General features: G+C 33.7%; 19 protein-coding genes. 4 read left to right on the top strand and 15 right to left on the bottom strand.

Going from position 1 to position 18608, the window contains the following annotated elements; genetic code table 11:
- Positions 1–124: 124 nt before the first annotated feature.
- The 6 genes from J2X17_RS16010 to gcvP all read right to left on the bottom strand — a co-directional run bounded on the left by J2X17_RS16010 (position 125) and on the right by gcvP (position 8361).
- Positions 125–886 carry an ABC transporter ATP-binding protein gene (locus tag J2X17_RS16010; RefSeq protein WP_310300135.1) on the bottom strand — a complete coding sequence of 254 codons (762 nt, stop codon included), beginning with the start codon at positions 884–886 and terminating at the stop codon, positions 125–127.
- A complete protein-coding gene (locus tag J2X17_RS16005) occupies positions 886–1632 on the bottom strand; it encodes an MlaE family ABC transporter permease (RefSeq protein ID WP_310300133.1) in 747 nt (248 codons plus the stop codon). Before J2X17_RS16005 ends, J2X17_RS16010 begins: the two co-directional genes overlap by 1 nt.
- An 80-nt stretch (positions 1633–1712) precedes the next feature.
- Positions 1713–2561, bottom strand: a complete 849-nt coding sequence (locus tag J2X17_RS16000) for a glycosyltransferase family 2 protein (protein WP_310300130.1) — start codon at positions 2559–2561, stop codon at positions 1713–1715.
- Positions 2562–2721: 160 nt separating this feature from the next.
- Positions 2722–3243, bottom strand: coding sequence for a class I SAM-dependent methyltransferase (locus J2X17_RS15995; protein WP_310300126.1), 522 nt, complete (start codon positions 3241–3243; stop codon positions 2722–2724).
- Positions 3244–3581: 338 nt separating this feature from the next.
- Entirely contained in the window at positions 3582–4640 is a 1059-nt protein-coding gene (locus J2X17_RS15990) for a 3-oxoacyl-ACP synthase III family protein (RefSeq protein WP_310300124.1), read from the bottom strand.
- 877 nt (positions 4641–5517) lie between these two features.
- Complete coding sequence (gcvP, locus tag J2X17_RS15985; RefSeq protein WP_310300121.1) at positions 5518–8361, bottom strand: aminomethyl-transferring glycine dehydrogenase; 2844 nt, start codon at positions 8359–8361, stop codon at positions 5518–5520.
- 218 nt (positions 8362–8579) lie between these two features.
- Here gcvP and J2X17_RS15980 point away from each other — a divergent pair, with 218 nt between their 5' ends.
- Positions 8580–9386 (top strand): hypothetical protein, encoded by an 807-nt coding sequence (locus J2X17_RS15980; protein WP_310300119.1) that lies wholly within the window; start codon positions 8580–8582, stop codon positions 9384–9386.
- 155 nt (positions 9387–9541) lie between these two features.
- On the opposite strand, the gene J2X17_RS15975 is transcribed toward J2X17_RS15980, so the two are convergent.
- The 6 genes from J2X17_RS15975 to J2X17_RS15950 all read right to left on the bottom strand — a co-directional run bounded on the left by J2X17_RS15975 (position 9542) and on the right by J2X17_RS15950 (position 12813).
- Positions 9542–10009, bottom strand: coding sequence for an SRPBCC family protein (locus J2X17_RS15975; protein WP_310300116.1), 468 nt, complete (start codon positions 10007–10009; stop codon positions 9542–9544).
- Between the two features lie 169 nt (positions 10010–10178).
- Positions 10179–11087: a TIGR01777 family oxidoreductase gene (locus J2X17_RS15970; RefSeq protein WP_310300114.1), complete on the bottom strand. Its 909-nt coding sequence runs from the start codon at positions 11085–11087 to the stop codon at positions 10179–10181.
- A 76-nt stretch (positions 11088–11163) separates the two neighbouring features.
- Positions 11164–11550, bottom strand: a complete 387-nt coding sequence (locus J2X17_RS15965) for a hypothetical protein (protein ID WP_310300112.1) — start codon at positions 11548–11550, stop codon at positions 11164–11166.
- An 18-nt stretch (positions 11551–11568) separates the two neighbouring features.
- Positions 11569–11916, bottom strand: a complete 348-nt coding sequence (locus J2X17_RS15960) for a hypothetical protein (RefSeq protein WP_310300110.1) — start codon at positions 11914–11916, stop codon at positions 11569–11571.
- Positions 11917–11918: 2 nt separating this feature from the next.
- A complete protein-coding gene (locus J2X17_RS15955; RefSeq protein WP_310300109.1) occupies positions 11919–12251 on the bottom strand; it encodes a hypothetical protein in 333 nt (110 codons plus the stop codon).
- Positions 12252–12306: 55 nt separating this feature from the next.
- Positions 12307–12813, bottom strand: coding sequence for a GbsR/MarR family transcriptional regulator (locus tag J2X17_RS15950; protein ID WP_310300108.1), 507 nt, complete (start codon positions 12811–12813; stop codon positions 12307–12309).
- A gap of 156 nt (positions 12814–12969) precedes the next feature.
- Here J2X17_RS15950 and J2X17_RS15945 point away from each other — a divergent pair, with 156 nt between their 5' ends.
- On the top strand, positions 12970–13212 hold the full coding sequence (locus J2X17_RS15945) for a type II toxin-antitoxin system HicA family toxin (RefSeq protein WP_310300107.1): 243 nt from the start codon (positions 12970–12972) through the stop codon (positions 13210–13212).
- Between the two features lies 1 nt (position 13213).
- The gene (locus J2X17_RS15940) at positions 13214–13564 is read left to right on the top strand and encodes a type II toxin-antitoxin system HicB family antitoxin (RefSeq protein ID WP_310300104.1); all 351 of its coding nucleotides are present in this window, start codon (positions 13214–13216) and stop codon (positions 13562–13564) included.
- Positions 13565–13615: 51 nt separating this feature from the next.
- On the opposite strand, the gene J2X17_RS15935 is transcribed toward J2X17_RS15940, so the two are convergent.
- Entirely contained in the window at positions 13616–15643 is a 2028-nt protein-coding gene (locus J2X17_RS15935; RefSeq protein WP_310300101.1) for a M3 family metallopeptidase, read from the bottom strand.
- A 221-nt stretch (positions 15644–15864) separates the two neighbouring features.
- Here J2X17_RS15935 and J2X17_RS15930 point away from each other — a divergent pair, with 221 nt between their 5' ends.
- A complete protein-coding gene (locus tag J2X17_RS15930; protein WP_310300098.1) occupies positions 15865–16533 on the top strand; it encodes a hypothetical protein in 669 nt (222 codons plus the stop codon).
- 272 nt (positions 16534–16805) lie between these two features.
- Here the strand turns inward: J2X17_RS15930 and purE are convergent, their stop codons facing one another.
- Together purE and J2X17_RS15920 are read right to left on the bottom strand one after the other, a co-directional pair.
- Positions 16806–17291, bottom strand: coding sequence for a 5-(carboxyamino)imidazole ribonucleotide mutase (gene purE / locus J2X17_RS15925; RefSeq protein WP_039117314.1), 486 nt, complete (start codon positions 17289–17291; stop codon positions 16806–16808).
- Positions 17292–17375: 84 nt separating this feature from the next.
- Entirely contained in the window at positions 17376–18536 is a 1161-nt protein-coding gene (locus J2X17_RS15920) for a 5-(carboxyamino)imidazole ribonucleotide synthase (protein WP_310300093.1), read from the bottom strand.
- Positions 18537–18608 lie beyond the last annotated feature (72 nt).

Below are 18608 nucleotides of genomic sequence, written 5' to 3'. Positions count from 1 at the left end.
AAAGGAAATTCCAATCTTTTAAAAACTCCAAATTCCAACTTTAAAAAAACATAAAAAGTAAATTCCAAATACCAACCTTTGCAGTTTGGAATTTGGAATTCTTTTATTGGAATTTAAAAAGCTTCTAGCCTTTCAAATAAGCTTCTCTTACTTTTTTAAACAGATTTGAAGAGTAAACAAATTTAACGATGTCTTTGTTATCAGTTCTAAAGATTTCCTCTTTAGTTCCCTGCCAGGCTTTTACACCTTTTTTTAGAAATACAATATTCTCACCAATTTCCATTACCGAATTCATATCGTGAGTATTGATTACAGTCGTAATATTATATTCTTCCGTAATTTCCTTAATCAGGTTATCTATTAGGGTAGAAGTATTTGGGTCTAAACCAGAGTTAGGTTCATCACAAAACAAATACTTGGGATTATTTACAATAGCACGGGCAATAGCCACACGTTTTTGCATTCCTCCAGAGATTTCTGAAGGCAGTTTTTTATGCGCATCAACTAAGTTTACTCTTTCCAGAACAAAGTCAACACGTTCTTTAATTTTGGCTCTATTGTCGTTGGTAAACATTTTTAAAGGAAAAGCCACATTTTCTTCAACAGTCATTGAATCGAATAAAGCACTTCCCTGAAACACCATTCCGATTTCAGTTCGTAGTTCTCTTTTTTCATCCGGATTTAAATCAGAATAAACGCGTCCGTCAAATTCAATAGTTCCTGAATCAGGAGTATGAATTCCTAATAGACTTTTTAATAAAACTGTTTTTCCAGATCCACTTTGTCCAATAATCAAATTGGTTTTTCCAGTTTCAAAAACGGTCGAAACGCCTTTTAAAACTTTACTGTCGCCAAATGATTTTTCTAAGTTTTTTACTTCGATCATTATCCTAATAATAATTGAGTTAATATATAATTAAAAAGAATAATACAAACAGATGTCCACACAAATGATACTGTACTTGCTTTACCCACTTCAAGTGCGCCACCTTTCATATAATATCCGTGAAAAGATGGAATCGTTGCCAATAACATTGCGAAAATTAAAGTTTTGATGAAAGCGTATGTAATATGAAAAGGAATAAAATCCATTTGGGCACCCTGAATAAAATCCTGGCTAGTCGAAAACCCACCATATGCACAAGCAAGCCATCCGCCAAAAACGCCCAAAAACATACTAATCCCGATGACAAAAGGATACATTAATAAGGCTACTATTTTTGGGAAAACAAGATAGTTTAATGAATTAACACCCATAACTTCTAAAGCATCAATTTGTTCTGTAACGCGCATTGTTCCAATACTTGAAGTGATGTAAGATCCCATTTTTCCGGCCATAATTACCGAAATAAAAGTAGGGGCAAACTCCAGGATTACAGATTGACGTGTAGCAAAACCAATTAAATATTTTGGAATTAAAGGATTTGTTAAGTTAAGTGCTGTTTGAATGGCTACAACTCCTCCGATAAAAAAAGAGATAAAGCAAACGATGCCAAGAGAGTCGATTATTAAATCATCGATTTCTTTGAAAATTAATTTTTTCATAACAGACCATTTTGTCTGTTTATTGAAAATTTCTTTCAACATTAAAAAATATCTTCCTATTTGAGATAAATAACGAATTAGCATCATAATTTTTGAAATATTGGCTAAGGTAAAAAGAAGTTATGAGTTTTGGGTTATGAGTTATTGATTTTCGGCTGTTTTCCGAATCAAATTAACTTTTCTTTCATTTTCTGAAAACGATAATTTCTAATGAATTTCGCTTGTTCAGGTGTAACTAACAAAGGTGTTTTTGCTTTTTTAGCTTTCCAGAATCCTCTGATATAATCTAAAAACAAAAAAGGTTTTTTCTTCATCATGGCAAGTTTTGCCGAAGCAATTGCTGTAATCCAGAAACCGTAACCTAAGGTGTAAAAAGCTTCTCCTTGTTTGTAACGTGCTGTTTTGTTGTAATTTGCACCAGTTGGTTTAAGGTGTTTTACGTGTAACGATTCGTCTGTAACTATTTTCCAGTCGTAATATTTACAGAGTAATTCGTCAACGGTGTCCCAGCCCATGGCAGGTTTTAATCCTCCAATTTGCTTGAAAGTTTCGGCACGGTAAGCTTTTAATGCACCACGAATATGGTCTTTATCGGTTAAGTTTTCTAAAACCCAATCACCATTTTTTTCGATATAACAAAATCCTCCTGCCATTCCGACTTTTGGATCGGCTTGAAAATGTTTGATAATCGTTTCGAAATAGTTTGGAGGGAAAATTAAATCGCCGTCAATTTTAACCATAATATCGTAATCAGCATCTAAAGTTTCAAAACCTTTCTGAAAAGCCTGAATTACTTTGCTTCCCGGCATATGAATCGCGTCTGAAGTTTTGTTTACAACAGAAATATACGGATTGTCTTTAGCAAAACTCAACACGACGTCTTCAGTTTTATCCGTAGAATTGTCATTTACAACCACAATTTTTGAAGGCAAAACAGTTTGCGAAACTAAAGATTGTAAAGTCAGGCCAATTAAATCCTGTTCGTTGTGAGCCGGTATAACAATATAGTACTTCATGATTTTTAATTTAAATTCCAATTATTTAAAAGAAATTCGAATCTTTTAAAATCCCAAATTCCAATTTTTACCGATAGGGTTTAAATTGGAATTTGGAATTTGTTTTTTGAGATTTTCCAAATAATTGGAATTTGGAATTTATTTTTTTTGGAATTTGCCTTTAGGCTTTTTCCGCGTAGACAATATAATAACGGTTGGTAAAACTTCTTAAAAAAGGACGTAATCCAAACTTTTTAACCGGGTTTGTCCATTTTTGTCTGTCGATAATTTTCCAGCCTGTTTTTTCTAAAAGCCAGTCTAATTGCCAATCTTCAAATTCGTGGTAATGTCTGTCCCACATATCAGTTTTAGAACGATATGCCGGTGAAAACCATAAACGCATTGGAATTGAAATTAAAAGTTTGCCTGATTTAATTTCGTTTAAAATCGTAAACGGATTTAATAAATGTTCGAATATTTCGAAAGCAGTTACGACATCTTGATCATCAGACTTAAGAACATTCTGGTCTAAGTCTAAATCTTCGCCAGTGGTATTTTTTACTGAATAACCAGCCTCTTTCATAATTTTTGAAAAAGGATTTTCAACTCCTAAATCAAGAATAGTTTCAGAAGTTTTAATGTGTTTTTGTAAAAATTCTAAGGTAAGTTTGAATCTTTTATTTGGAAACGTTTTTTCGTACATAGCTATTTCGAGGAACGAGGCAATCTCTCGTTCTTGATTTTATATTAGGTCGCAAATATACAAAGATTACTTCTTTTTTACGTTTTTTAATTTGAATGAAAAAATGAAAAGTCCGCATTTAAAATGTTGTTTTTAAATGCGGACTTGTATGATTTTATGTGATTTAATTATAGCTCTGGAAGAGCGTAATATTTATAGCCAATTTGAGTACCAATTTTATAGCTCCATCGGAGCGATATTTTTTAGCAAACTAAGAGATGCCGCCCCGATGGGGCTTTTTAAAACTTAATCGTGTATTCTATAAATATAACGTCCCAATGGGACTTATTAATTATGGATTAATGGCGGTATACAAAAGCGTTAACGTTCATTCCGGCTCCAACTGAAGCAAAAATGATAACATCGCCTTTGTTGATTTCGTGACCTTCGATTTTTCCTTTTAGAATCAAATCGTATAAAGTGGGAACTGTGGCAACACTGCTGTTTCCTAAATCATGAATACTCATTGGCATAATATCTTGAGGGGCAGTCTTGTCGTATAATTTGTAGAAACGCTCGATAATCGCTTCATCCATTTTTTCGTTTGCCTGATGAATTAAGATTTTCTTCACTTCGTCAATTCCGATACCGCTTTTGTCTAAACAGCTTTTCATCGCACATGGAACCTGGCTTAATGCAAACTCGTAAATTTTACGACCGTACATTTTAATGTATTTGATATCCGGATCCAAATCTTGATTGTATGATTTTCCGAAGTAAAGGAAATTAGCTTCTTCATTTGCGAAAGTAGCGCTTTCGTACGATAATAATCCGGATTCGCCTTCTGTACCTTCTAAGATTGACGCACCTGCACCATCAGAATAAATCATTGAGTCACGATCGTGATCGTCAACTACTCTTGATAAAGTTTCTGCTCCGATTACCAGAACTCTTTTTGCCATTCCGGATTTGATGAAGGCATTGGCTTGAAGAACACCTTCGATCCAGCCTGGGCATCCGAAAAGAATGTCGTAAGCCACACATTTTGGGTTTTTAATAGCCAGTTTGTTTTTTACACGAGTTGCTAAACTTGGTAAAATATCAGTTTGGTGGGTTCCGGATTTTACATCTCCAAAGTTGTGGGCAAAAATGATGTAATCTAAAGTTTCACGGTCGATTCCAGCGTTTTCAATTGCTTTTTCAGCAGCAAAAAAGGCTAAATCTGAGGCGTTATGGTGAGTTTCGGCGTAGCGGCGGTTTTCGATTCCGGTAATGCCTTTAAATTTTTTTATAACAACTTCGTTCGGGTAAACAAAAGGAGTACCGTCTTCATTTAAAAAAACATGTTTATCAAAATCCGTATTTTTAACTTCTTTTTGCGGAATATAACTTCCGATACCTATAATTTTTATTTTCATTTTCCTTGATTGTCCAATAAATTTATTGCTAAATTATAAATAAATTAATGATAACCATCATAAAAAATACTATGCACGCATATAATTATGAAATAATAAATTTTTAAGGAAAATAATGTTTATTTTTTAATGAAAATTCATTTTTGTCGAGATTTCAAACGTTTGAGATTATTAGTTGCTTTGATTTTTTTTGTTTCAGGTTTCAAGTTTCAAGTTTTTGCATTGCGGGAATTTCACAAAGTATGTCATTCCGACGAACGAGGAATCCCCGCGAGAAGCTCGACAAGGATTGGCGAATTACTATGCGTAGAATAGATTGATCCCGAAGCTTCGGGACATCCCTGCAATATCTTTTGTTCCTCTGGAACAGCCCCAAAAAAAACTTAAGGATGATTTTACAAGTAAAGTATGTCATTCCGACGGAGGAGGAATCCCCGCAAGAAACTCGACAAAGATTGGCTATTAGCAACGGAGCTACTTGCGGGGGTTCCTCCTCCGTCGGAATGACAAACTTACTGTTTTCTTTGATTAGACCATTTGAGTATTTGATGAAAATATAAACGATATTCTTCTTTAAAACCTGTCGCTTCTTCCGCGTGAGGGATAGGAGTAAGCTACCGAAGTAGCATGGATAGCCCGACAGTCCCGAAGTCTCGGGATAAGAAAAGGCCTCATAAGCGCAAAGTTAATTAGGCCTTTTTTTAAATACTGGCACGCCCCGATAATTTTAGATTTTTAGATTTTAGATTTTAGATTTTAGATTTTAGATTTTTGGAATTTGGAATTTGGAATTTTAAAATTGGGATTTAAAGCACAAAACCCGACAAGTTTTGAGACCTGTCGGGTTTTGATGTAGTATAGAAAACTTATTTCAGTTTTACATGTAAGCTTCGATAGGAGCGCAGCTGCAAACTAAATTTCTGTCACCGTATGCGTCATCTACACGACGAACTGATGGCCAGAATTTATTTTCAGCAATGTATTCTAATGGATAAGCTGCTTTTTCTCTAGAGTAAGGGAAAGCCCAGTTATCAGTAGTTAACATTGCCAATGTATGAGGTGCATTTTTCAATACGTTGTTTTTATCGTCGGCTGTTGCAGCTTCAATCTCTTTTCTGATTGAAATAAGAGCATCACAAAAACGATCTAATTCTGCTAAATCTTCAGATTCTGTAGGTTCGATCATTAAAGTTCCTGCTACCGGGAAAGAAACTGTTGGTGCGTGGAAACCGTAATCCATCAAACGTTTCGCGATATCACCAACTTCGATTCCGTTTTCTTTAAACGAACGACAGTCTAAAATCATTTCGTGAGCAGCTCTTCCGCATTCTCCTGTATAAAGAATTGGGTAGTGTCCTTCGAAACGCGCTTTCATGTAATTCGCATTTAAAATAGCATGTTCTGTAGCACTTTTTAATCCTTCAGCACCCATCATTGTGATGTAACCGTAAGAGATTAAACATACCAAAGCTGATCCGTAAGGTGCAGATGAAATAGCTGTAATCGCTTGTTTACCACCAACTTTTAAGATTGGGTTTGTTGGTAAAAATGGAACTAGTTTTTCGTTCACACAGATTGGTCCAACTCCAGGTCCACCACCTCCGTGAGGAATAGCAAATGTTTTGTGTAAGTTTAAGTGACAAACGTCAGCGCCAATTGTAGCAGGATTTGTTAATCCAACTTGCGCGTTCATATTAGCACCGTCCATATATACTAATCCGCCATTGTCGTGGATTAATTTTGTGATTTCAATAATTGAAGATTCGAAAACTCCGTGAGTAGAAGGATATGTTACCATTAAACAAGATAAATCATCTTTATGTTCAATAGCTTTTTCTCTTAAATCTTCTACATCAATGTTTCCTTCCGGAGTTGTTTTTGTAACGATGATTTTCATTCCAGCCATCGCTGCAGAAGCAGGATTTGTTCCGTGCGCTGATGAAGGAATTAAACATACATTACGGTGACCTTCGTTTCTTGATAAATGGTAAGCACGAATCGCCATTAAACCTGCATATTCTCCCTGAGCTCCAGAGTTAGGCTGTAATGTTGTTCCGGCAAATCCAGTAATTACATTTAATTGCTCCTCTAATTTTTTAAGCAACGTGATATAACCTTCCGCTTGCTCTACTGGTGCAAACGGGTGAATGCTGTTCCAGTTTGGCATTGATAAAGGCAACATTTCTGAAGCTGCGTTTAATTTCATTGTACAAGAACCTAATGAAATCATCGAATGATTCAATGATAAGTCTTTACGCTCTAATTTTTTGATGTAACGCATTAACTGACTTTCTGAATGATGGTTGTTGAATACATCATGCGTTAAGAAAGAAGATGTTCTTTCTAATGAAGCAGGTAATTGACTTGAAGCAGTTAATTCAGAAACAGTGAAAGTTTCTTTTCCTAAAGCCTCAGCAAAAATTGCGATAATTTGATTGACATCGGCAATTGAAGTTGTTTCGTTGAATGAGATAGAAATGGTATCGGCATCAACATAGAAGAAGTTTACTTCGTTTTTCTCCGCTACAGCTTTTACTTTTTGAGCATCTGCTTTTACTAAAATAGTATCAAAGTAAGCAGTGTTAGTTTGGTAAACGCCTAATTTATTTAAAGCTTCAGCAGTAGTAACTGCCGATGCGTGAACTTTTCCTGCAATATATTGTAATCCTTTTGGTCCGTGGTAAACTGCATACATTCCGGCCATAACCGCTAATAAAACCTGAGCAGTACAAATATTTGAAGTTGCTTTTTCGCGTTTAATATGTTGTTCACGAGTTCCTAAAGCCATACGTAAAGCGCGATTTCCATTTACATCAATAGAAACTCCGATAATACGACCTGGCATAGATCGTTTGTATTCATCTTTAGTTGCAAAAAAAGCAGCGTGAGGACCACCATAACCCATTGGTACACCAAAACGTTGAGTTGTTCCAACAACTACAGCAGCTCCCATTTCTCCCGGAGAAGTTAAAGTCGCTAACGATAAAATATCAGCAGCAAAAGCAACCTTGATTTCATTTTCTTTTGCTTTAGCAACAAAAGCAGTATAATCGTTTACCTGACCATATTTTCCAGGATATTGTAAAATGGCTCCGAAGAACTCATTTGAAAAATCAAAAGTTTCGTGGTTTCCAACAACTAATTCAATTCCAACAGGAGTCGAACGTGTTTGTAATATTGATAAAGTTTGTGGTAAAATTTCTTCAGAAACGAAGAATTTGTTTGTATTGTTTTTCTTTTGATCACGTGTACGAACGTCAAAAAGCAAAGCCATAGCTTCTGCTGCAGCTGTACCTTCATCTAATAAAGAGGCATTGGCAATTTCCATTCCTGATAACTCAATAACAGTAGTCTGGAAATTTAAAATAGCTTCTAAACGACCTTGAGCAATTTCTGCCTGATAAGGTGTGTAAGCTGTATACCATCCTGGATTTTCGAAGATATTTCTTTGAATTGGAGCCGGAACAATAGTTGGATGATAACCCAAACCAATATACGATTTGAATACTTTATTTTTCTTTCCTAGTTCCTGAATATGATTTGCGAATTCGTACTCTGTCATTGCAGGATCTAAATTCAAAGGTGCTTTTAAACGAATGTCATCCGGAAGGGTTTCATAAACAAGTTGTTCAATCGATTCCACTCCAATGGTTTTTAACATGTGTGGAAGATCTGTTTCTCTTGGGCCAATGTGTCTTAAAGCAAAAGCATCTGTTCTCATTTGTAGCTATCTAGTTTTTTAAAGTGAATGTAATTAGCTCGGTAAATTCCCAATTAATCAGGAATTACAAAGGTTTATTACATTTTATAGTAAATGTGTTGTTTTTTTGTCGCGCAAAATTAAGTATTATTAATAATTTAATGGGTATTTTTAACTTCAATTTTTATGAAATTTATAACCAAAGAGTTGATTTGTTAACAATTGATTAGATTTGAGCTATGAAATTTTTAAAACAGATATTAGATTTTTACCTCAATAGCAGTATTCATGTGGCTTTATCGTGTTACGCTTTGGTCAGGGTTACGTTTCATGTGTTTAATATTCAGTATGATGAAGCAATGGCTTTGTTCGTTTTTTTTGGAACAATTGTAGGATATAATTTTGTTAAATATGATGCTTTGGTTCGGGTTAAAAAGAAACCGATAGGAGTTCAGTTAAAAATTATAGCCTTTTTGAGTTTTATTTCACTCGTTTTAGTGGGCTATTATTTTTTCCATTTAAAGCGAATTACTCAAATTGTTTCTGTTGGAATATTTTTAATAACAGCACTTTATACCTTGCCGTTTTTCCCAAATCGAAAAAATGCCAGAAACTGGGCAGGCGTAAAAATTTATATTGTAGCACTTTGCTGGGTGGGAGCGACGCTGGTTTTACCTTTAATAAATGCCGAAATTCCGTTTACAGCAAATTTCTTTATCAAATGTATTCAGCGTTTTGTATTGGTTTTTGTCCTGATATTAGTCTTTGAAATTTTAGATCTGGCGAATGATGATCCGCATTTGCAAACGGTTCCACAAACTATTGGAGTTAAGAAAACTAAGGTTTTAGGCTTTTCACTTTTGGTTCCGTTTTGGGTGGTTGGGATATTGTCATTTGATTTTCATGATTTGATCATCAATCTCATAATGGTGATTATGCTCATGTTATTTATTCTGTTTGCAAACCCAAATCGCTCTAAATATTATACGTCTTTCTGGGTGGAGAGTGTTCCGGTTTTTTGGTGGTTGATGATTGAGTTTCTTTAAATTAATTTTGGGCGTGCCACTATTTAAGAAAAGGCCTAATCAACTTTGAGTTCATTAGGCCTTTTCTTAAATAGTGTCGGGCTATCCGTTCCGCCGCGGCGGATTACTCCTATCCCTCATGCAAACCGTACAACGAGAAAATTCACGTTACTCAATTAAATATTTCCGTTACCAATGTTTTCAGAAACTTTTTTTAAAATTTTATTTCGTTCTAAAAGAAATTGAATTAAATGTTTTTTCAAAAATAAGAAATCAAATAATCTTCCGAAAATTCCAAACGGAGTTTCGTATTGTATTTTATCTTTCATAATTGTGAAGCCATTTTCTTCTTCAAAAAAATGTTCGTGTTTGAATGTTTTGAATTTTCCACGTTCCATTTCATCTACAAAATAATCGTGCAAATTCATTGTTGTGATTCGGCTTTGGTGAGTCAAATAAAAACGAAAATGTTTTCCCCGCCAGGTAACCGTTTCATTTAAATTGATTAATCCTGAAGTTACTCCCGCAATTGCTTTTTCATTTGATTTACTTGCAGATTTTTGATGGATATCTATATTTCTTGAAGCGTCAAAAACGAGTTGTTTTGATGCTTTTATTTTTGTTGTTAGGTTTATGGTTGTCATGATTTATTTTCTGCTTTTTAATATTAATCTGCGCATTTTTGTCATTCCGACGGAGGAGGAATCCCCGCAAGTAACTCCGCAACGGAAATCTAATCTTTGTCGAGCTACTTGCGGGGATTCCTCCTCCGTCGGAATGACAATCGTTGTGGTTATTTTTCGAGAAAGATTTTTACTTTAATAAATTCTGAAAAGCCTCATTAATAGCTCCAAACTTAAATTTAAAACCATTTTCTAAAAGTCGCTTCGGAATCACATTTCTACTTTTCAAAACCAATTCAGTTTCTGTGCGAATAAAGAAAGATCCAATTTCAAGAAAAAAGCTGCTCATTGGAATTCCGAAAGGAAAACCAACTGCTTTTCGAAGTTTTTTCATAAAATCAGAATTACGAATTGGTTCCGGAGAAACAATATTAATTACTCCGTTGATTTCTTTTTCAATTATAAAATCAATAGCATTGGCAAAATCTTCTTCGTGAATCCAACTTATAAATTGATTTCCTTTTCCTTGTTTTCCTCCAAAACCAATTTTTGCTAAGGTCTTTAACGGAATAAAAGCACCTCCATTTTTTCCTAAAACAATTGATGTTCGCAAAGCGGTTTTTAAAGTATTGGGAGTTTCAGTTTTAAAGAATGCTTTTTCCCATGAAAGTGCGACGTTGATAGAAAGGTCATTTCCAATTTCGCCATCAATTTCATCCATTTGTTTATCTAAAGAAAAACGATAAATAGTTGAAGTTGATGAATTCAGCCAATGTTTCGGCGGATTTTGACAGTTTAAAACGGCTTTATTTAAAATCTTTGTGCTTTCAATTCGAGATAACAGAATCTCTTTTTTGTTTTCTTTAGTATAACGGCAATCTACAGATTTTCCGGCAAAATTAATTAAAACGGTGGCATTTTCTAATTCTTTTTCCCAACCAGAAAAAGTTCTGGCATTCCAGTTTACATATTTAATTCCGTCTATTGTCTGCGATTTTCCTCGGGTCAGAATTACAATTTCTTCAAATTTATTTTTGAAATGGTTTACTAAAACCTGTCCTAAAAATCCTGTTCCGGCTGCTATTATTAATTTTTTCATTTGACTATATTTTTTAATCTCACTTCTTATTAAACCCGACAGGTTTTTAAAACCTGCCGGGCTTTGTTATGAGAATTTACGCTTTAAAAACTAATCGTTCTTCTTCCTGAGCTTCTTTGGCTTTTCTTTTTCCTCTGAAGAAGAAATATAAATTGAAGAATAACATGATGCCAAGATAAATAGAAAATCCTCCAATTTTGTAGCTTAATCGTTCAATTAATTCCTGATAACTGTCTTGGTATATTTGCAATTTTAAAATCATTAAAGCAAAGCCAATATTTAAAAGATAAAATCCGGTTTCGAAAAGTTTATTAGTTGCGGCCGCTATTTCTTCTCTTCCTCTGAAAATATCAAGCATAAAGATTTTTCCGTTTTTGAAAAGTGTTTTAGAAACATAATAAGTAAGAAATAAAGCGATTGGTAAATAAATGCTGTAACCGATTAAAATTTTTGTAGTTTCCATGATATTTAATTTAAAGTGCTATTTAATTAATTTGTGAATGTATTTCGTTAGAATAATGATATTGAGATAATGTAATATCGAAATAATGAAAATGATGATAGCCGTTTTTATTCCGATAGTTTCAATCAGTTGTGTTGACGATGAAATTTTTTGCCACGAAATTAAAGTCATTGCACAATATCCAATGTTGAGAAGATAATATGCTAAAAGCAAAACCTGATTTATTTTTTGACAGATATCAGCATGATTCGGAATTAGTTCTGCGACATAAATATTTCCATTGTTATAGCATATTTTTCCAACTTTCAGAATAATGAATGCCGTAATGCTGAGGTAGATAAAATACCCAATGATGTTGAGATTCATAATTATTGTTTTTTGTAAATAATAATTGAAAGATAAATTGCCAGCATTAATGGACTGGGAAATAATAAATATGTTATAATGTCATTGTAATCAATCAAATGATTAACTAGCCATAGGAGAAAGAACAATACAACTCCGATCATATAAATTTGAAGACTTAATCGTTGTGGGTTATCAACTAACATTTTTACTCCAATAGAAAACTGCAGAAATCCAGTAAGCATAGTTGATAATAGGGCAAACAGGAATGCATTTTCTTTGATAACAGGATAAGTTATAAGAATTGCAAAAGGCAGGGCAATTGCAAAAGTGTTTAGCATTTTTATAGTTTTCATAGTTATTGTTTGTTTTAAACTTTCAGAAAAAAATGAAAGTTTTAATTAAATTTTTTTACTTCATGATTTTTAGAACCAAGCGCCCTAACCAGTTTTCATTGAATTCTGTCATTTTATCTAACATATTATCTGCTTTTAAAACAAAGTCATATAGTTTAGAAGTTTGATCTACAAAGTGTTTTTCTTCTGCAGAAGATTCATTTGCTTCAATAGTCGAAACTTCTTTTAATATTTTTAAGGCAGGTTTGATTTCTCTTTTGCTTCTTTCTCTTGCAATTTTGGAAGCTAATTCATCTAAATCTTTTTCGGCTGTAAAAAACTCTCTTCTTTCTCCGGCTTTGTATTCTTTATAGACAATTCCCCAATCCATTAAAGCTCTCAGGTTCATACTTGCGTTTCCGCGCGAAATCTGCAATTCATCCATAATGTTTTCCATCGAAACAGCTTCGTTCGAGACCATTAATAAAGCATGGATTTGCGCCATGGTTTTATTAATTCCCCATTGAGAACCTAATGCTCCCCATGTTTGTACGAACTTATTTTTTGCTTCCTTGAATTCCATAGATCAAATGTAAGTAAAAGTTTTTAAACTTTCAAAAATAAATGAAAGTTTATTTTGAAAATTATTTATTTAAAGTTTTTTCTTACTTTTGTCGAACGAATTAATTTTTGTAACTAATATTTAGTTGCAAGCAAAAATAAAAAATTATAAATTTGTATGAGCAAGATTGAAAAGCTTATTGAAAAACTAAAAACCAAGCCAAAAGATTTTACTTGGGATGAGCTAATAAAAATATTAAATTATTTTGGATATGAGCTAATTCCCCAAGGAAGGACAGGAGGTTCGAGAAGAAAATTTGTGAATGAATACAATCAAATTATAAGTTTGCATGAACCTCATCCTCACAAGGTTTTAAAAGGATATCAATTAGATATTATTATTGATTATTTAAAATTATAGAATGAAAAATTATTTAGAATATAACGGGTATATAGGTACAGTAGAATTTTCAGCTGAAGATAAAATTTTTTTTGGGAAAATTCATGGTATAAATGATTTAGTAACTTTTGAAGGAACGTCTGTAACTGATTTGGAAAAATCTTTTCAAGATAGTGTTTTGGATTATTTGGAAACATGTAAAACTTTGAATAAAGTTCCAGACAAAGTTTTTAAAGGTTCTTTTAACGTGAGAGTTTCTCAGGAATTACATCAGAAAACGGCCCTTTTAGCATCAAAAAGAGGATTGAATTTAAACGAAGTTGTAAAAGAAGCTTTGTCTTATCTTGTAAATCACGAGGAAGTTTTAAACTAAAAAACCGAAGCAAATCTGCCTCGGTTTCCAATATCTAATAGTCTAACAATCTTAAAGAAGTCCCGCTCTCTTCAACAAAGCTTCCGGTTTTGGTTCCTGACCTCTAAAACGTTTGTACAAAATCATCGGATGTTCTGTTCCTCCTTTTGAAAGTACATTGTCTTTAAATTTTGTCGCTACTTCTTTATTGAAAATTCCTTTTTCTTGGAAATATTCAAAAGCGTCAGCGTCTAAAACTTCTGCCCATTTATAACTGTAATATCCGGAAGAATATCCTCCCTGAAAAATGTGTGAAAAAGCCGTACTCATTGCGTTTTCTTTTACATCAGGATACAATTGTGTATTAGCAAATTGTTCTGTTTCGAAAGCTTTTAGATTCGTAATGTTTGTCGGATCTTGTCCGTGCCACGCCATATCTAAAAGTCCAAAACTTAACTGGCGTAAAGTGGCCAATCCTTCTTGGAAACTCGCACTTTCTTTAATTTTCTGTACATATTCAATCGGAATAATTTCTCCGGTTTCGTAGTGGTTTGCAAACAAAGCCAAAGCTTCCGGCTCGTAACACCAGTTTTCCATAATCTGACTTGGTAATTCTACAAAATCCCAGAAAACAGAAGTTCCTGATAGACTCGGATACGTTGTGTTGGCTAACATTCCGTGTAAGCCGTGACCAAACTCGTGGAATAAAGTCGTAACTTCATTAAAAGTCAATAACGAAGGTTTTGTTTCTGTTGGTTTTGTAAAGTTGCAAACGTTCGAAATATGCGGTCTTTCGTTAACGCCGTCTTTTATAGATTGATGTTTGAACGAAGTCATCCATGCACCGTTTCTTTTTCCTTTTCTCGGGAAGAAATCAGCATAGAAAATCGAAACTAAATTGTTTTCTGAATCTCTTACTTCATAAGTCGTCACTTCTTCGTGGTATTTATCGATGTCAAAAACTTCAGTAAAAGTTAAACCAAATAGTTTGTTAGCTACTGTAAAGGCTCCATCTAAAACTTTTTCTAACTGAAAATAAGGTTTCAGTTTTTCATCATCTAAATTAAAAAGCTGTTGTTTTAATTTTTCAGAATAATAAGCGCCATCCCATTTTTCCAATTGTTCGATTCCGTCTAGTTCTTTTGCGAAAGCAGTTAATTCTGCAAATTCTTTTTGGGCAGCCGGTTTAGCTTTTGCCAATAGATCATTTAAGAAAGAGAAAACTTTCTCCGGACTTTCGGCCATTCTTTCTTCCAAAACAAAATGAGCGTGTGTTTTATAACCTAATAAATTGGCTCTTTCAAAACGTAATTTGGCAATTTTAAGAACATTTTCCTGATTGTCAAATTCGTTGTTTTGAAATGATCTTGCACCAAACGCAATTGCCATTTTTTTACGCAATTCACGATTATCCGCATACGTTAAAAACGGAACATAACTTGGATGATCTAAAGTGAAAATCCAACCTTCTTTTTCCTGGCTTTTGGCTAATAATCTTGCAGCTTCAATTGTGCCTTCAGGCAATCCTGCCAAATCTTTTTCGTCAGTTAGATGCAATTCGAAAGCATTGGTTTCTGCCAAAACATTTTCGCCAAATTGTAAACTCAGCTTCGATAATTCTTTGTCGATTTCACGTAACTGATCTTTTTTATCTTCCGGTAAATTCGCTCCGTTTCTAGAGAAACTTTTGTATTTTTTATCTAAAAGGGTAGTTTGTTCCGGACTTAAATTCAGCTTTTCTTTTTGCTCGTAAACGGCTTTTATTTTAGCAAATAAAGCAGCGTTCAACGTGATGTCATTTCCGAATTCTGAAAGTAAAGGCGAAACTTCCTGAGCAATTTTTTGCATTTCGTCACTCGTTTCAGCCGAATTCAAATTGAAGAAAATACTAGAAAGACGATCTAAAACATCTCCGGCAAAATCCATTGCAACAACGGTATTCTCAAAAGTTGGTGCATCCGGATTGTTTACGATGGCATCGATTTCGGCTTTAGCCAAAGCAATTCCTTCCTGAAAAGCAGGAACGTAATCTTCGATTTTAATTTGCGAAAAAGGTGCGGTGTTATATTTGGTGGTAAATTTTGAAAGTAAAACACTCATTATGGTATACTATTTTTTATTAATTGAAGTCAAATTTTTGAATTCCAAAGATAGTAATTTATAAAAATGTAATCATCTTATAGAATTCTATTCTTGGCATAAAATCCTCTTAAATTGTGTTAGAGTTATGTTATTTATTGCTGTATGGGATATTAAAAGCGTAAATTGACAAAATAGGTTAGCATCATAAAATTCTAATCGTAATTGTAAAAAATCAAAATATGAATTATCAAGTTGTAATTAAGAATATAGACACGGTGAATGAAGTTGAAGGATATTGGTCAGATGAAGATTTGGTTGTGTTATTACAAAAATTCAATTTTCCCGACGGAGCTACAGCAGAGAAAAGTAGTTTGCCAGAGTTATTAGAGATGGCTATTTCAGATTATGAGCCTAACGAAGCCGCACAGATTGTCTTAGAATATAAATTAGGAGATGAACTAGGTGCGGGACAAATTGAGCAGATATCCAACAATATGTTGATAGATAAAGTATGTGAGGAATATCCGGAAATACACATGCAAGGCAGATTGTTTCATGTCAATCAATTGCTTTTTAAGGCGTACAATGGGAAATTTCCAAATGCAAAAGCGTCTGTTGTTCATTTTTCTATGACACCAACTAATGGAGAAACACAAAAGTTAACAGCTGAAAATATATTGAAGTTGTTGAATAATGGTTTGTCTGACAGAAATCTTATTAAAAGATTATTCGAAGATCAAATGTCTAAAAATATTCCTTTTCCTGAAGCTGAAAGTATTATTTGGGAATTAACAACGGAAGATGATGTTAATTACAATCTGGTTACTTCAGAAAATTGGATAAATAAGGATGATGTAACAGCATCTGAATTTGAGTCTGTTTTGGAGGAAGTTGAAGATGAAGCTTAATTTCAGAATAATTTGTTTCACAGAGACTCGCTAAAAAAGCACAGAGATTCACGAAGTTTTTTCTTTAATAATGAAATTAAAAATTTAGCGAATCTCTGTGTTTTATTTTTGTGTAACTCTGCGGAATAAAGAATCCTATTCTCATAAATTTTTCTTTCGCAAAGACTCGCTAAAAAAGCACAGAGATTCACAAAGTTTTTTCTTTAATAATAAAATTAAAAAAATCTTCGTTAATCTCTGAATTTATCTTTGTGTATCTCTGCGGAATAATTCTATTTTTTCAATCCTTCAGCTGCTTTATTAACTGCAGCTTTCAATTCTTCTTTATAAGCGATAATAGTATCAAGTACTTTTTTATCATGACTTCCAATAATTTGTGCTGCTAAAATTCCCGCATTTTTTGCTCCATTTAAAGCAACAGTTGCAACAGGAACTCCGCCCGGCATTTGTAAAATAGATAAAACTGAATCCCAGCCATCAATTGAATTGCTTGATTTTACCGGAACTCCAATTACAGGAAGCGGCGACATCGAAGCAACCATTCCCGGTAAATGCGCAGCACCTCCAGCTCCGGCAATAATAACCGAAATTCCGCGTGTATGTGCATTTTTACTGAAATCGAATAATTTTTCCGGCGTTCTGTGTGCCGAAACGATATCTACTTCAACTTCAATGTTAAATTGTTTTAATATGTCGATAGCATCCTGCATGACTGGCATGTCAGAGATACTTCCCATTATGATGGCTACTTTGCTCATTTTGTTTTATTTAAAGATTAAATGATTGAAAGATTTAAAAATTGCTATGTTAATCTTTAAATTTTCAATCTTTAAATTTTTTAATTATTGAGAAATCACTCGAATCGTATTCTTAACTTCCTCTGCAATTCTTCTGGCTTCGGCCATATCTTCATTTACGATCGTAACGTGACCCATTTTTCTGAAAGGTCTTGTTTGTTTTTTACCGTAAATATGTGGTGTAACGCCGTTCCATCCTAAAATGGTTTCGATGTTTTCATAAACTACATCTCCTGAAAAACCTTCGGCACCAACTAAATTGACCATAATACCGGCAACTTTACTGTCAGTGTTTCCTAACGGAAGATCCAGAATCGCGCGCAAATGATTTTCGAATTGCGAAGTATAACTTGCTTCAATAGAATAATGTCCTGAATTGTGTGGGCGAGGAGCAACTTCGTTTACTAAGATTTCATCATCGTTAGTTTGAAACATTTCCACTGCTAATAAACCAACGTGATTAAATTTTTCTGAAACATTCAAAGCAATTGCTCTGGCTTTTTCAGCAACTTTTTCGTCGATTCTTGCCGGACAGATTACATATTCAACTTGGTTGGCTTCTGGATGAAATTCCATTTCAACAACCGGATAGGTTTTTATTTCGCCAGATGGATTTCTGCAAACAATAACTGCCAATTCATTTTTGAATGGAATCATTGTTTCTGCAATACATTCCACATTTGGTAAACCGTCTAAATCAGAAACCTGACGAATTACTTTTACACCATTTCCATCATAACCGAATTCAGTACATTTCCACACAAAAGGTAAATTAATTGTAGATTGTTGATTAATGATTGCTGATTTTAGATTTTCGAGACTCTCAAATCTTTCAAAAGGTGCAGTTGGAATATTATGATCTGCGTAAAATTGTTTTTGGATTCCTTTATTCTGAATTCCTTTTAGGGTTTTTGGGGAAGGATACACTTTTAAGCCTTCGTTTTCTAATTGCGTTAAAGCTTCAAGATTAACCAATTCAATTTCGAAAGTCAAAACATCAACCTGTTTTCCAAAATTGTAAACCGTTTCATAATCCATCAAATCGCCCTGAAAGAATTTATTGCAGGCAATTTTACTTGGAGCTTCGTCACTCGGATCTAAAATATAAGTTTGTATGTCAAATTTTCGTGTGTCAAACAACAGCATTTTGCCCAATTGTCCTCCACCTAATATTCCTAATTTAAAATCAGAAGAAAAATAATTCATTGTAATTGTGTTTGTGCAAAGGTAAATTATAATTAATAAATGTCAATTTATTGACTATTGAATTGCTGTTTT

Source organism: Flavobacterium aquidurense, from assembly GCF_031458035.1.
Lineage (GTDB): Bacteria > Bacteroidota > Bacteroidia > Flavobacteriales > Flavobacteriaceae > Flavobacterium > Flavobacterium aquidurense_C.
This window is presented reverse-complemented; position numbering and strand designations above follow the sequence as displayed.

Coding starts and splice junctions, on each gene's coding strand:
- purE (WP_039117314.1), bottom strand. CDS start 17,291: ATGAGCAAAGTAGCCATCATAATGGGAAGTATCTCTGACATGCCAGTC.
- J2X17_RS16010 (WP_310300135.1), bottom strand. CDS start 886: ATGATCGAAGTAAAAAACTTAGAAAAATCATTTGGCGACAGTAAAGTT.
- J2X17_RS15955 (WP_310300109.1), bottom strand. CDS start 12,251: ATGAAAACTATAAAAATGCTAAACACTTTTGCAATTGCCCTGCCTTTT.
- J2X17_RS15990 (WP_310300124.1), bottom strand. CDS start 4,640: ATGAAAATAAAAATTATAGGTATCGGAAGTTATATTCCGCAAAAAGAA.
- J2X17_RS15940 (WP_310300104.1), top strand. CDS start 13,214: ATGAAAAATTATTTAGAATATAACGGGTATATAGGTACAGTAGAATTT.
- J2X17_RS16000 (WP_310300130.1), bottom strand. CDS start 2,561: ATGAAGTACTATATTGTTATACCGGCTCACAACGAACAGGATTTAATT.
- J2X17_RS15965 (WP_310300112.1), bottom strand. CDS start 11,550: ATGGAAACTACAAAAATTTTAATCGGTTACAGCATTTATTTACCAATC.
- J2X17_RS15930 (WP_310300098.1), top strand. CDS start 15,865: ATGAATTATCAAGTTGTAATTAAGAATATAGACACGGTGAATGAAGTT.
- J2X17_RS15960 (WP_310300110.1), bottom strand. CDS start 11,916: ATGAATCTCAACATCATTGGGTATTTTATCTACCTCAGCATTACGGCA.
- J2X17_RS15970 (WP_310300114.1), bottom strand. CDS start 11,087: ATGAAAAAATTAATAATAGCAGCCGGAACAGGATTTTTAGGACAGGTT.
- J2X17_RS15920 (WP_310300093.1), bottom strand. CDS start 18,536: ATGAATTATTTTTCTTCTGATTTTAAATTAGGAATATTAGGTGGAGGA.
- J2X17_RS16005 (WP_310300133.1), bottom strand. CDS start 1,632: ATGATGCTAATTCGTTATTTATCTCAAATAGGAAGATATTTTTTAATG.
- J2X17_RS15980 (WP_310300119.1), top strand. CDS start 8,580: ATGAAATTTTTAAAACAGATATTAGATTTTTACCTCAATAGCAGTATT.
- J2X17_RS15950 (WP_310300108.1), bottom strand. CDS start 12,813: ATGGAATTCAAGGAAGCAAAAAATAAGTTCGTACAAACATGGGGAGCA.
- J2X17_RS15945 (WP_310300107.1), top strand. CDS start 12,970: ATGAGCAAGATTGAAAAGCTTATTGAAAAACTAAAAACCAAGCCAAAA.
- gcvP (WP_310300121.1), bottom strand. CDS start 8,361: ATGAGAACAGATGCTTTTGCTTTAAGACACATTGGCCCAAGAGAAACA.
- J2X17_RS15995 (WP_310300126.1), bottom strand. CDS start 3,243: ATGTACGAAAAAACGTTTCCAAATAAAAGATTCAAACTTACCTTAGAA.
- J2X17_RS15975 (WP_310300116.1), bottom strand. CDS start 10,009: ATGACAACCATAAACCTAACAACAAAAATAAAAGCATCAAAACAACTC.
- J2X17_RS15935 (WP_310300101.1), bottom strand. CDS start 15,643: ATGAGTGTTTTACTTTCAAAATTTACCACCAAATATAACACCGCACCT.